Raw genomic sequence first — 13,217 nt, 5'->3', positions numbered from 1 at the left:
CTAGCCCACGATCGACAGGGCCTCGCCCTCGGCTGTGTCCTCGTCGATGCCGGCCTCGTAGTCTTCGCTGTCGGCCTCCGTCCCAACAGGCACCACAGAGTCGCCCTTGGACTCCGACCACTCCAGACCCAACCAGTCCTTCAGGCGCCCGTACGCCAGCCGAAGCAGGACGTCGGCGCGCTGATCCATGAAGGGTGGGTCCCACTCTTCCGAGCGCTGGCCAAGTGCCCGCAGGTGCGGTAGATGGTGCGACATCTGCGCTAGCTCGGCCGTGGATTGGGCGAACGTCAGCCCCGAACCGTCCAGGATGGACTTCGCCTCGTCATGGCTCGGAGCGCCGAGTGCGGCGTATAGGACCTTCTTCTCTGTCCAAGGCCGGGAGCTGAGCGAGCTGTTCGCGTCGCCCGGAGCCAGTACCAGGTTGCCTAGCCGGTGCACGATTTCCTTGCTGCTGTAGAACTCCTTGTCCCACCCGCCCGTCTCCTGTTTCGGAGCGACGTGCTCGATCGTGAAGTTGCGTTCATCAGACCAGCCATCCGAAGTGAGGCAGGACGCAACGCCGACCTTCCCCGGGATGATCAGGCCGGCGTTGCCCGGATCTTCGATCGTGTCGTGGTAAGCGGCGAGCAGCAGAAAACGGGTCAGTGGGCGACTGATCGTGTACAGCGGCAGGTCGGACGCCGCTGCCAGGAACGAAGCCAGATTTGCGATACCGCCGTGCGCTGGGTCGGACAGGCGGGTCGCGAGTTCCTTCTTCAGCGCTGCGGCGTCGACGACCGGATCAGGTTTCGACGCATCGACCGCTGCCCACTGGCGGGCCAACGGACCCATGCCAGTGAGCGAGTCGCCAGACATGACCGCCCGGTACTGGCTGTCGATATTCCCGGTGCCTCGACGCGTTGCCCGCCAGAAAACCGTGAAGGCGGTGATCGCCTTAATCGCGGTCTCGAACTCAGCGATGCGCTTGTCCCGCGCCTCACCTTCCTCCGCGAGGACCGCCTCCGCATAGAAGCGCACGAGCGGTGCGATGGCGATCGTGTGGTTGAGGTCCTTCAGGAATGCTAGGCATAGCTTGACCGTGTCGGTCATCGCTGACGTAGGCAACCCCGCCAGTTGTCGAGTTGCCCCCGCCGCGGGATCCCATGTGGCGCCGACGAATGTCGCTGTGTCGCTCAGGTGCCGTAGATAGGCGTTCCGAGCGTCGTCGTCATCCTTGTGACGATCGAAAGTGTCCTTCATGTAGACGCGCTGGTCGGAGAGCCGCTTGGAGAGCTTCTTGCCAGTCTCGGCCAGGGCGAAGGTCACGAGCAACTCGCGGGTGGCGTTCTGGAGCTTGTCCCCGACGTCGTAGCGGTTGAGGTAGTTCTGAACAGACGCCATGTACTCGTGAGCGTCCGAGTCCTGGTAGTCCTGGATCTTCTCCGCCATGACGACTCGTGGAAGGAACGTCTCGAAGGCAGTCAGCGGCTCGCCGGTAGTGTTCAACGACTCGAAGATGGTGAAGGCGTAGTCCTCGTCCTTCCCCTGCACGACCGTGAGCGCGATGCGGTTGAGGACGTAGGCAGCGAACATCACGAGGCGCATCAATTCTGCCTCGGGCTCGTCCTCGAGCGTCTGCAGCCAAGCACACAGCTGGGGATCGAGTTCGTGGTTGAAGAGCGCCCGTTGGAACTCGATGTCGGTCGCCAGCGTCGAGAGCGGTGGCAGATCCTCAAGCTCCTCAATCGGCTTGCGCTGCGCAAGCTTGGTGAGTGCCGTCCGGATCTCGCTGAACCGCTTGATGAGGTCGCTCTCCCCCTCACCAACTCCCGGACGCGCCTTGGGCCTGAAGTCAGTTGGTTTCTGCGTCGCGGGCTCCGCATCGGCTAGCACCGAGTACAGATATTGCAGGTTGGCGATCGGGGACTGGTACTGCTTCAGCTTGTCGATCTTCGCCCACTGGTCCAAGAAGGCGCGGATGAGACGCGGATAGATCGGAGCGTCTCCGAAGTTCTTCTTCTCGTAGAAGGCGGTGCCCAGCATCTGCAGAATCGTGATCGTCTCTGCGTACAAGTGCGTAAGCGCGACCTGTTCAGGGTCGGGCGTCTTGCCCTTGAACACCTTCCAGGAGCGTTGACGAAGCAAGTTGTGGATGCTGACGAGGAGCAGCAGCAGGCTGGACAGGCGCTGCTGGCCGTCGATCACCGTCAGCACCTTCGAGGGCACCTCTGGCTTCACGATCGGCTGCACCGTGACGTGGTTGACGTCGTGAATCGTGATAACCGTGCCGAGAAAGGTAAAGCTGTCGGGCGCCTCTCCGAGGTTCTTTAGCCCGTGGAGCGTGTCATCGAGTAGCTTCTCAACCTTGTCCTTACCCCACCCGTACGGTCGCTGGTAAGGAGGTAGGTATAGGCCCAGACCATTGTCCGACAACAGTTCGCGCAGGCTCTTGCTCTGCGCTTCGAAAATCTCTTTAGCCTGCGTGGGCATGGGATGTCCTTCGTCGCTCTTTCGGGTGGGGCAGGTCAGATGTGGCACACCATGCAGGCGTCATCGCCACCGTCCTCGGCAAGGACATCGTCGAGGACGTCGACGAGCGGAAGGTTGATCCGCTTGCTCGCAGCCCGTTCCATCGCGACAGCGTGCTTCGCCTTGATCTCGTCAGCGCGGGCCTGCATCTCGCGCAGGGTCTCGCCGGGCGACCATGTGTACTGCCGATCCTTCATGGCGGTGTCCTCGAAGCCCTGCTTTTCTTCGTACGCGATCGCCTCCTCGAACAGCTCGGGGTGGCGCTCGGATAGCCCAATCCATTCGGCCTTGCGTTGGAAGAAGCAAAAGGAGCAGCCGCTGCGCGTCCGCCACTCGTAGTACTCAGGTAGGCCTACGCCGGCGTCGTCGAGGATCTTGAAGACCTGATCCTTGTTGATGCCGTCCTCCTTGAAAGGGAAGACCGGCCTGATCGTGGGCTTAGTGCTGATGTACCCGCTGCGGTTCTCGTCCGCCCGGATGCCAATGTAGGTATAGGTCTTGGCGTCACCGAGCCAGGCTTCGAGCGGCTTAATTTTCAACTGCTTGGTGCACCAGCGCATCTGCGCGCTTGGCAGCGTTCCGCCGTAGACCTGCAGCCAGTGATCGAAGCCCCGCTCTGCGTTGAGGCGCACGATGCGCTTGCCGACCACCGCTTCGAGGTTGGACAGGTATTCGTAGGTCTCCGGCAGCTCGGCACCGGTGTCGGTGAAGAAGTACTCCAGGTTTGGGATGCGGTCCTTGAGGTAGATGGCCAAGGCCGCGCTGTCCTTCCCGCCGCTGATCCCTAGCACGTGGCGCGCGCCGACGTCGGCAATGGCCTCATCGACCGTCGCACTCGTCATGTTCAACAGTTCACTTGCCACTGCGGGCCTTCCTTATCTGCGCCTTCTCGGCACCAGGTTCCAAGCCGATTTCTTGATGGATGGTTGGACGAACCATCCGTTCCACTAGCAGCGCCGTGAGGGCCTCACGTCCATGTGGACCGCCGACTAACTCCTCGGCGCTGGTCAGGACGTCGTCGACGAGGCTCTGCAGGCTCTCCGCTGCACCGTCGTCGTAGTAGATGACGCGGCTTTGTTCCGTCCCCTCGGGTGTGGTGAACGTCAGTTTGCGGGCCGTGAACGGCTCTGCCAGCGAGCGTGATTTGGCCTCGAAGTGCAGGGCCTGCACTCGCAGGAACGCCGCGACTCGCTCAGCCAGGATCGAGCGGAAGGCCGCACGATCCTCGTCGAGCCAGCGTTCCACCGACTTGTTCGTGACGACCATGCCGATGCCCTCCAGCCAGCTCTGGGGATCGCTGGAGTCGTTGCCGAGATTAAAAACGAAGGCACGTAGCTTCTCGTCGAGCACCTTCCCTTCCAGGTCGGCAGCCCGAGGCGTGATCCATTCCCGGATGGTCGCAACGTCCGCCGGCAGTCCGAGCGCCGTCGCCAGCAGGTCACGAATCTCGTAAAGCTGGGCCTCGTAGGCACCACTCAACTCATCCAGGGCGGCGCGCAGAACTTCGCCGAACTGTTGAATCGTGGCGTGCCCCGGACTCGTCCACGCCGGTCCCTCGAACCCACAGGCGGCCGGCAGATCGACGAGCAGCAAGCGGTCCGGCTCGCGGGCTTCACGCAGGGCGTTGCGCACCGCGAGCGTGCGCTCTGTCAACAGACTCGTCTGGCGCGTGTACGTCGGCATACGACGCACCAGGTTTAGGAGTGGCGCTGCCACAGCGAGCACCGTCTCGTTGCGAAGCCGGTCCTGTGACAGCGGCTTCAACCCACCAACGCCCAGCGAGGCGGTTGCCTTCGAGATCTCGGCCAGGATCTTCACCCGGCTGCCGCCGATGCCGAACGACTTAAGTGCAAACCGCCGCGGCGCCTTGACGAGTCGCTCGATGAGGTCGGCCGTCAGGTTCGGCTGGAAGGTGCCGTCCTCGTAGATGGCAACGTCGTCTGTTCGCTGCAGCAGATAGGCAACAAGCAAGACGGGGATGGGGCCTTCCTTCAAGCCGATCGGCGGAGCCATCAGGCGGTCATAAAGCCGATCGACCGTCGCAGGCTTCTCGCTGGCAGCGTTCACGAAGCCCTCGATGGCGCCCCAGACCGAGACCAGGTTCGACGCCTTGGGTCCGCGGAAGGTCCACGTGTCGCCGTCCTGAATGTGTAGGCCGGTGTGCTTGAGGACGGCCTCGTACATAGCTCGATCCGGGCCATAGCCCTGGATGCCCAGCCTGTCCTCGTTGGGGTGCTCGATCATGGCCTCGATGAGCTCCCGACGCGCCTTGGCGCCCTGGCTGGTCAGCTCGCGTCGACCAAGCATTTCGTTGCGGATGACTGGGCTCTCGGCGTACGCCTGATCACAGACGGCCGACAACAGGCTGGAGAGCCCCTTCATCCCCGAGAGCGGCGTGCTCCGGTCTTCACACGTGACCTGTCGGAACTCCACACCCTGCGAACCGGCGCGGAAGGCGCTGGCGAGCGCCTGAGCCAGTCGGTTGCGAGCGTCGGCAACCCGGTCCTGCAGCTCGCGCCGCGCGACTCGGTCCTCCAAGACCTCCGGCTGGTCAAGTACCCGCAGCGCCGCCGCCACCTCGATCGCGGCATCGCGCACGTGCCGAGCACGGTCGCTCGTCACCACGACGGTCGGTCGTCGATCTGAGCCAACTTCAAGCTGCGCCGCCGACTCCGCCGAGCCGAGGTGGTACACCAGCATGCCATCAGCTGGATCGTCCTTGCCGAGTTCCGGCAGTGTCCGCGAACCGTCGTCCGTGTAGGCCACCGAAAAGTAGCGCAGCATGCCGATCTCTTGGCTGTGGCGCGCGGCGATGACGGGCGTGTCGGAGTGCAGCATCGCGAGTAGGTCAGCGGCGTTGGTGCTGCGCAGCTGCTCCCGAGCATCGGCCACGCGACCACGCAGGTCAACATCGCTGCCCTGCCACAACCGATACTCGTCCGCGAACGATCGGAACGTCAGAAAGCCCCGGCTTTCCAGATCCTCCAAACGTGCACGCCAAACCGGGTCGGTAGCCCCCGCCGGATCGCTGAGCGCGAAGGAAACCAGGTCAGACGACGCCCGCATACCGAGTGCGTTGCCCATGAGGTTGAGCAGACCGACAGTCTTCAGAACTGCCAGGTCCTGCAGGTCGAGGGTGGCGGCTTCGCGCACCCTCTCGTGAATCTCGCGCCAGCGGCTGCCTCCGATGCTCAGCGCCATGGCTTGGCCGGCACCTGCGAAGAAGTCGAACAGGTCGCTCAGTGCTATGGCCGGAAGCGGCTGCGCGGCCTTAGGCACAGGCGTCGACTCCAGGAATGTACGCGCGGTTCCCGGCTCCGCACTAGCCAGGAAGGTGAAGAGCGTCCGGCCGTGCTGGCCAAGCTGCCCGCACAGCTCCGGCAACGCCAGGAGTGCGATTGGGTGCAGCGGGTAGCAGTGCATGACCGTGTCAGCCCCGCCCGGCAGGTGATTCGCGATACCAAACTCACGGGCGGTTGCGAAGGCAGAGTTGGCCCACTCGCGGCGACGCTTCCTGAAGGCCGGCGAGGTCGCTGTGTCGTTGAGCGCGCCGGCCACGAGGCGAAGTGACTGCTCGGCGGACTCTAAGAACGAGACGTCCTCGAAGCGACCCTGAATCTTGCCCCACTCCCGTCGCTGCTGGGCCGACGCCTGACGCACGTAGTCGTCGAACGCCAAATGTTGCAACGTGAAGGTGAAGATAGGTGCTGCCTGGGCTCCGGTCGCCTGCTCCGCCAGTTCCTGCAGCACGAAGAGATCAGCCGAGACGTCCGCGCGCTCGGTGGCACGAGCCGCGAAGTGCTCCAGGGTCTTGCCGAACTCATCCAGGATGAGCAGGACCGGTACCTGCTTGGCGATGGCACGTACGGCTGTCGCCATGGACCGCGCGGACCGAGTCGAACGGGCCGACTTAAGCGCCTCCGTGACGGCGCTCGGCTTGCGCTTCGGCCACTGTGCCTCGACTCCCTTGGTCAATGCTCGCAGCAGGCTGTCCGCCAGCGGCTCCTGCTGACAGGTGGTCGTGGCCAGCACGAAGCCAGAGTCGGCGCCCATGGAGGCGCGCGCCTCGACGAGAGTCTCGAATAGCGCCTCGTCTGCCTCGCGCAGCGCCCGCTCGGCGAGCTCTCGTCGCTCACCCGCCGGGCCGAGGAGGGTGCGTAGGAAGAGGGCGAACGAGCTCTTGCCTGCCCCATAAGGACCTGTAAGGGACCACGAGCGACCGGCGGTGGAATCACCCATCGAATGCGCAAGGCGACGCAGCACTTCAAGCGCCCGACTCGTCGGGATGTAGTGGTCCGCCTGCTCCTGGTGGGCTTCGAGGTTGGCAGCTCGCAGGTACCGCTCCTTCGGCTGGATCTGTGCTGCCAGCATCGTGGGGGCGGTCATGCTGCGTGCTCCTTGCTCACTCCGTAGTAGTCGTTGATGATCTGGTCCCTCAACGCCTTGACATCGCCGTCAACGATTAGTTGTCGCAGCCCGGCGGGCTCGGCGACGCGCAATTGCCGCACCGACTTCGCGGCCTCCGTCAGGATGTCGTAGAGGTTGCTCTCCGTCAGGCGGAAGGCACGTCCAGGAGCACCTGGGTCGCCGGCCAGTCTCGCCACGCTGATCGTGCGCTCGTTTCCATCGAGCGAGGCGAGAAAATCCAAGCAGGCGTAGGCGGTGATCGCTGCCGGAAGGGAGGGCTTCGGGCCGGTGACGAACCGCCAACTCTTCTCTTCCCCCACAGCGGGCGCGATAAGACCGAGCTGACGGGTCGGGCAGTCGAGCAGGTCGTCCATCGTCTGGCGGCCGGTCTTGCGCGCCGCGAAGGTACGGATCAGGCAGTCGACGTCCTTCTTGACCGAGGACTCCGTGACGTTCCAGCTCGCCGCCGAGGCAAGTTCCATGACGTGATTGGTCAACTGATAGTCCTCGAACTGCTCCGGCGGGAACAGATTGAAGGCCGTCCACCAAACCGGGGCCAAACATCCTGGTCCGAGCAGGAGCTTCCAGTGCAGCAGCCAGAGGCTGGCCGGGTCCTCCAGCCAGGGATCCCACCCACCCTCATCGAGGAGGGCGCGACCGAACTCCGTCGGCACGAGGTGCGGCATCCGCGGGCGCTCCTCGTTGTGCTTCGTCTCCAGAATCTTGTACGCCTGGCACCAGTAGCGAATGGCGTTGACCATGTTCTTGCCTACGCCCAGCTCGACCGTGGCATTCGGCTTGCTGAAGACCTCAGGGTTCGCGGCTGCCGCGAATCCCTTGCGCAACCACCCAAACCTCAAGTGGAAGGTCTCGTGCCGCGCGAACGTTGGCTCGGCCGCAGCCTTCAGCAGTGGCCCACTCATGATCCGTACCTCTCTTCTGCATTCCGTCCACCAAGCAGGCGGACGAGCTCGGCGTACCCACGCCCCAGCTCACGAATCGCGTCGTCGATATCTGCGTCGGTCGTGTACCGGCTCAAGCTCAGACGAACCGAGCGAGCGGCTTCCCACTCCGAGATACCCATGGCGAGCAGCACCGGCGACGGTTCCGGTGCTCCCCCATGGCAGGCACTTCCGGTAGATGCAGCCAGGCTAGGCAACCGTGCCAGCAGCGCCTCGGATTCGACACTGTTCTGCCAGTTCGTCCCCAGCGCCACGTTGAGCACTCCTGGGAGCTTTCGTGCTGCAGAAGCGCCGTGCTCGATTACGTCGTCGATGACGCTGACGAGTCCGGTGAGTAGCTGCGTGCGCTGCGCGCGCACTCGCTCGGCTGCACTCTGCCCCGACGTGTTCGCGAGCTCCACAGCCGCACCGAATCCTGCTATGGCGGCGACGTTGACGGTGCCGCTCCGGAGACCCCGCTCCTGACCACCTCCCGTGACTTGGGGACGGAGGCGGTCGCGAGCAGACGAGCGGACGATGAGCGCAGCTGCGCCCTGTGGTCCATGCATCTTGTGAGCGCTGACGGTGATGAGATCGCATTCGTCGAGAAGCGGTGTGGGACCCCACGCCATCAGTTGACTAGCGTCCGTGTGCACGAGCGCTCCGACCGCGTGGGCGCGCTCGACGACGGCTTCCAGCGGTTGAATCACGCCCGTCTCGTTATTGGCGGCGTGGATGGAGACGAGAGCGGTCGCCGGCGAGAGAACCGCTTCAAGCTGTTCTAGGTCGGTCTCGCCGCTCAACCCGACCGGCAGCAGGTGCGCGCTGCCGTAGGTCGTGGTCGTCAGATGGGCCACCGTCGCGAGCACCGAGGGGTGCTCCGCAGTCGTGGTGACCACGTCACCACGGTCACCACTGCGGACAAGACCACGCAGGGCGAGGTTGTTAGCCTCCGTAGCGCTCGCGACAAACGTCACGCCAGCCGGCCCGACGTTGAGCAGCTCCGCCAGAGTGTTCCGGGTGGACTCGACGCGCGTGGCAGCCGCGCGCCCGGCGACGTGTGCCGCTCCGGGGTTGCCAGCCAGCTGCAGCACCTCAACGGTGGCGGCGAGCGCCTCGGGAGCCACCGGGGTCGACGCGGCAGCATCGAGGTAGATCAAGTCAGCCATGTCGCCTCCTCACAACACGAGCCCGATGGCTCACAGATCGAAACTACGTTCGAGCACCGACAGACGGATAGGCGGACCGCTCAGCCTGCCTTCACTCGACGACTGCTCAGCCGTCGGGCAGCTCCCACGTAGCGATTCATGGCGGCCCGGAACTCGTCAGCATGCGCCATCGTCAGGTCGATCTCGTACTCTGCCCCGTCGAGGGCGAAGCGCACCGTCTCGTCAGCGGGACTTGCCCCGTCAAGGTCGTCCACGAGGGTGGTCAGCACGCGCTTCGCCATGTGCCCGAGTATCCCAAGCTTCTCTCCTGGAACCGGCCCAACACGCGGTGACCCCTCCATCCAGGAGGTACGGATGTTGCCGAGCGGGCATGACGTTGCGGACAACATCACAAAGCTCGAGTCGGGCCCCGTCGCTACTGCGCGTCAGGAACCTGTTCCTTTAACTCTTTGAGTCGGTTCTTGATCTTCGAGATGCCATTGTTAATATCTTCGTCGAATACTTCCCCAGCGAAAGGTAGCCTGTTCTTGGGATCTTGGTTGATTCCCAGGTCCCAATGAAGCCGCAACATCGACGAGTGAGCCAACGCCAAGCTAAAACTTTCAGGCGGCGGCATTTCGACGCACAATCCTGCCTGGTCGACGAGAAGTGTGTCTACCTTGGTCCATACGGCGAGGATGCGCGTGACCGCGGCGAACTCAGCGGACTTCGGATCTTGCTTGACGTCAGCGATATGGTCAACCAGCCGCCATGATCCAGCCGGCCCCCCTGCCTCCGCGGACGGCAGCATCTTTCGCAGTTGCCGGCTCTCTTCCCGGAGCATCTTCAACGGCCCGTACAGCGAGTTCAGTTGGGCCCTAATTTGCTGGACCTCGTTAAGCCGCCTATTTCGAACTCGTTCTCGCCATGCGCTTATGAGAACTGTCGCCGCAGCCATGAGAGAAACGATGGGCGCTGCCGCTGTCTTCCAAAAATCGGCATCTCCGAGCGTGCCGAGCGATTGCGCGTCGAGACATGCAGTGACCATCAAACCCGAATGCAAATGAGTCAACTCTTTCTAGCGATTGCATTAACCCAGCTTCCAGCGACGACGCCCGGTTCGGTCCCGATAGACAAGACCGAAAAGCCAGCCAGCTCGATCATTCCTGCGACTGAGTCCTGATCGTAGAGATGATAGAGCCTGTGCGTGTCCCCGACTCGTCGCCACTCGCGCCCGCGCCCTGCGCGGGTCGACAAGAACAGCGCGCCGTCGTGGCACGTAACCCGGTAGAACTCCTCGAGCGCCTCGTGGAAGCTTTCGGCGTCCAGATGAACCAACGAGGCGCAGGCCCACACCCCTGCGAACCGCGCCTCGGGGAAAGGCATCTGTCGCATGTCCGCCTGAACGAGCGAGGCTCCGGTGATTCCGGCCGCCTCACGGAGTAGACCGCTGGAGAGGTCCAACCCGACCACTGACACACCGCAAGCCTCAAATGCTGAACAGTCTCGCCCGTGTCCACAGCCGGCATCAAGAACCGTTCGACGCTGTCCGCGACCGGGTAACTGTGCGAGAAAGGACTCCCGGTAGGGGCTCATCGCGACGTCCGTGAAACGCCGCGCATACGTAGGCGCATCCTGATCGTACGAGCGGATCGTTCGCATCAGATCGTGGTCAGTCGAAGTCAAAGGGCCCGTACGCGCGTTCCTTAGCGCCACCGACTGGTCCACCATGAGTGTTGCGTTCATGTTCCGCTCCCATCTTGCTGCGTCAAGAGGACCGTAGAGGGCTCCACCGACACTCCCGTCTGCTCGGCTGTTCCGGCCTCCCCAGACGAGCGCGGTCCCGCATCTCTGAACCGCAGCACGTACCCGGGTGCTACAGAGACAGCCCTCGTAACGAGCGGACGTCGGCCAGGGCGTTGATGGGTCTCAGCAACCCGCGTCAGGCGTGGTTGTGTCGAGCGCAAAGTGCAGATTCCGCTGCGCGTCCTTGAGTCGTCCCGATCGAATGGAAACGGGCAGACGGGGGCCTTGATCAGGTCCCCGTACGTCCCTTTCGATGTGGTAATCCGGCTCCTGATGAGGAGGACGTGGGCCTGGGGCACTACTCCCAGGCAGCGCGGCCAACCCCGTCAGGATCGTGCTTCTGCAGGACTGGCGCTCCGATTGGCCCTGCTGCCCTGACGGTCTCGACTCTGCCTTCATAGAGTCTTCTTTTTCGGCGAGCACCTTCGGGGTGCCAGTCCTTCGAGCCTTGCTTAGTCCGCTCAGCGACTCCCCGTTTCGCAGGGGTCCGGGTTCCCCGTGGCCTCTTCTGCGGGAGGCTTTCCGCGATGGTGACGTACCATCGGACTGTTGAATTAGCGCACTCAACAACGTAGCACCCCCGGAGCGAGGTGAGCAGTTCTCCTCCGGGGGTGCTACTTGCTTGGGTCCTCTGGAGGTCCAGATGCCGAGGACTTGAGTCCTGGTCCCTGTCCTATCCCTCCACTCGCTCCCGCTCCCTCTCCCTGACTTAATGCGGCTTAGCTGACGACCCGGCCGGATCAATCTGCTTGCCGATGGGAAGGGCGAGAAGGACCTAGCCGGGTTGATCGGACCGCTTGCCACCGCCCGCCCAGCCGCCGTGCCCGTATCCCGGCGTCAGGCACGGTGCCGTCTCCACCGGCGTTACTCCTCGGCTTTGGTGCCGCTGTCGATGATCCGGCGTAGTTCGCTGCGCGGGATCAGGGTGCGGCTGCCGATCCGGACGGTCCGGATGTCACCCCGTTTGGCCAGCCGCCAGATGGTGGTGCGGCTGACGTTCAAGCGGCGGGCGACTTCTGCTTGGTCCAGCAGGTCCGGTTCGATCGGTGGGCGGGGTATGCCCGTGGTCATGGTCATGACTGGCGCACGCGAACCGACATGGCGGTTGGCAGCTGGGTTGTGTCGCATGGGCGGGCTTCTTTCTATTGCTGTCAGAGGCCGAGGGCTTTGGCCACGGCTGCGGCGGCTGCTTGGGCGGCGTCGTCGGTGACGTGGCCGTAGATATCGCCCTGTCACTTGGATCGACGCGTGGCCCAGGTTGGAACTGACAACTTTCAGCGGGATGCCGTTCAGTAGGGCCGTGGTGGCGTAGGTGTGCCGCAGGGCGTGAACGGACACGCCGTCCAGCGATGCGGCGCTCGCGGCGGTCCGAACGGTGCGCAGGATGTTCTGGGGTTCGACGGGCAGGCCCAGCGCGGTGGCGAAGACGAAGTCAGGGGCCGTCGCCTTTCCACAGGTTCCCCGCTGCTTCGCGCTCGGCTGCCTGCGTGGACTGCCAGCTTCGCAGCAGGGCGACCATGGCTGGGCTTAGCGCCACCGTGCGGCGGCTTGTGGCCGTCTTGGTGGCGGACACGACCAGCTGGCCGTCGCGGCGGATCAGGGACCCGCTGACGCGGGCCGTCCCATGGTTCAGGTCGATATGGCGCCATCGCAGGGCAAGGGCTTCGCCGCGTCGTAGCCCGGTGCCCACGATGAAGGCCAGGACAGGTCCGTAGCGCAGCCCGGTGGCTCCGCTCAGCAGGGCGGTGACTTCGTCTGGGCGAAGGAATCGGGCGTCGCGTCTGGTGACCTTGGGCTGCCGGACCTGATGAACGGGGTTGGTGGCCAACAGCCCGTTGGTGACGGCGTCGTCCAGGGCGACGCGCAGGGTGGTGTAGCAGTTGCGACGGGTGGCGTCGGCGCGCCCATCGGCCTTCATAGCCAGCATCAGCCGGTTGACGTCGTTAGCGTTCAACTGGTCCAGCCGGACGTCGCCCAGGACCGGGATGATCCATACGCGGACGTACCCGGCGTGCATCGTCTTGGTGGATTGGGCGCGGTCGCTTGCCTGAAGGAAGGTGCCGGTCCATTCGGCCAGCCACTGCGCGACCGTGCGGGATGAATCACGGATCGGGGCGTCGCGGCGCAGCCGTTCACGGGCCTCGTCCGCGTTCGCCCGCGCTTCGGCTTGGGTGGCGCCGTAGAAGAACAGGCGGCGCCCTTCGTGGCGGAACGTGACGGTGTAGCGACCGTCAGATCGCTTCTTCTGTCGTGGCACCGCCTGGCCACCCCCCTTCTGCATCTGATCGACGCCAGGCGGAACTGGGATCTGACAGCCGCGAAGATCGGGCTTCGACATGGGGGCGGCGGGGCCAACGGCGCAGCGCGGCGGCCGAACATGCGACAGACGGGCGTCAGGACGCGTCGG

10 protein-coding genes and 1 pseudogene are annotated in these 13,217 nt (G+C 64.2%); all 11 read right to left on the bottom strand.

Features of this window, described 5'->3' with window-relative positions:
• On the bottom strand, window positions 1-2,469 hold the full coding sequence (locus tag ACVW2K_RS10835) for a DUF262 domain-containing protein (protein ID WP_457202514.1): 2,469 nt from the start codon (window positions 2,467-2,469) through the stop codon (window positions 1-3).
• 35 nt (window positions 2,470-2,504) lie between these two features.
• Window positions 2,505-3,371, bottom strand: a complete 867-nt coding sequence (locus tag ACVW2K_RS10830) for a phosphoadenosine phosphosulfate reductase family protein (RefSeq protein WP_457202513.1) — start codon at window positions 3,369-3,371, stop codon at window positions 2,505-2,507.
• Window positions 3,361-6,894 (bottom strand): hypothetical protein, encoded by a 3,534-nt coding sequence (locus tag ACVW2K_RS10825; protein WP_457202512.1) that lies wholly within the window; start codon window positions 6,892-6,894, stop codon window positions 3,361-3,363. Before ACVW2K_RS10825 ends, ACVW2K_RS10830 begins: the two co-directional genes overlap by 11 nt.
• On the bottom strand, window positions 6,891-7,838 hold the full coding sequence (locus ACVW2K_RS10820; protein WP_457202511.1) for a DUF4007 family protein: 948 nt from the start codon (window positions 7,836-7,838) through the stop codon (window positions 6,891-6,893). The genes ACVW2K_RS10825 and ACVW2K_RS10820 overlap by 4 nt, the downstream gene beginning before the upstream one ends.
• Window positions 7,835-9,025, bottom strand: coding sequence for a cysteine desulfurase family protein (locus tag ACVW2K_RS10815; RefSeq protein WP_457202510.1), 1,191 nt, complete (start codon window positions 9,023-9,025; stop codon window positions 7,835-7,837). The genes ACVW2K_RS10820 and ACVW2K_RS10815 overlap by 4 nt, the downstream gene beginning before the upstream one ends.
• Before the next feature lie 80 nt (window positions 9,026-9,105).
• Window positions 9,106-9,306 carry a histone-like nucleoid-structuring protein Lsr2 gene (locus ACVW2K_RS10810; protein WP_457202509.1) on the bottom strand — a complete coding sequence of 67 codons (201 nt, stop codon included), beginning with the start codon at window positions 9,304-9,306 and terminating at the stop codon, window positions 9,106-9,108.
• A gap of 134 nt (window positions 9,307-9,440) precedes the next feature.
• Window positions 9,441-10,055: a hypothetical protein gene (locus tag ACVW2K_RS10805; RefSeq protein WP_457202508.1), complete on the bottom strand. Its 615-nt coding sequence runs from the start codon at window positions 10,053-10,055 to the stop codon at window positions 9,441-9,443.
• Window positions 10,056-10,072: 17 nt separating this feature from the next.
• Complete coding sequence (locus ACVW2K_RS10800) at window positions 10,073-10,600, bottom strand: class I SAM-dependent methyltransferase (protein WP_457204058.1); 528 nt, start codon at window positions 10,598-10,600, stop codon at window positions 10,073-10,075.
• A gap of 1,074 nt (window positions 10,601-11,674) precedes the next feature.
• Window positions 11,675-11,887, bottom strand: coding sequence for a helix-turn-helix domain-containing protein (locus ACVW2K_RS10795; protein ID WP_457202507.1), 213 nt, complete (start codon window positions 11,885-11,887; stop codon window positions 11,675-11,677).
• Between the two features lie 192 nt (window positions 11,888-12,079).
• Window positions 12,080-12,217: pseudogene (locus tag ACVW2K_RS10790) on the bottom strand (hypothetical protein); the annotation flags it as partial.
• A gap of 25 nt (window positions 12,218-12,242) precedes the next feature.
• The gene (locus ACVW2K_RS10785) at window positions 12,243-13,091 is read right to left on the bottom strand and encodes a tyrosine-type recombinase/integrase (protein WP_457202506.1); all 849 of its coding nucleotides are present in this window, start codon (window positions 13,089-13,091) and stop codon (window positions 12,243-12,245) included.
• Window positions 13,092-13,217 lie beyond the last annotated feature (126 nt).

This window comes from Nocardioides sp. HB32 (assembly GCF_054058995.1).
Note: the sequence above shows the minus strand (reverse complement) of the source record. Positions and strands in the feature narration are given on the sequence as shown.

Coding starts and splice junctions, on each gene's coding strand:
- ACVW2K_RS10795 (WP_457202507.1), bottom strand. CDS start 11,887: ATGACCATGACCACGGGCATACCCCGCCCACCGATCGAACCGGACCTG.
- ACVW2K_RS10800 (WP_457204058.1), bottom strand. CDS start 10,600: ATGAGCCCCTACCGGGAGTCCTTTCTCGCACAGTTACCCGGTCGCGGA.
- ACVW2K_RS10810 (WP_457202509.1), bottom strand. CDS start 9,306: ATGGCGAAGCGCGTGCTGACCACCCTCGTGGACGACCTTGACGGGGCA.
- ACVW2K_RS10785 (WP_457202506.1), bottom strand. CDS start 13,091: ATGCAGAAGGGGGGTGGCCAGGCGGTGCCACGACAGAAGAAGCGATCT.
- ACVW2K_RS10825 (WP_457202512.1), bottom strand. CDS start 6,894: ATGACCGCCCCCACGATGCTGGCAGCACAGATCCAGCCGAAGGAGCGG.
- ACVW2K_RS10815 (WP_457202510.1), bottom strand. CDS start 9,025: ATGGCTGACTTGATCTACCTCGATGCTGCCGCGTCGACCCCGGTGGCT.
- ACVW2K_RS10835 (WP_457202514.1), bottom strand. CDS start 2,469: ATGCCCACGCAGGCTAAAGAGATTTTCGAAGCGCAGAGCAAGAGCCTG.
- ACVW2K_RS10820 (WP_457202511.1), bottom strand. CDS start 7,838: ATGAGTGGGCCACTGCTGAAGGCTGCGGCCGAGCCAACGTTCGCGCGG.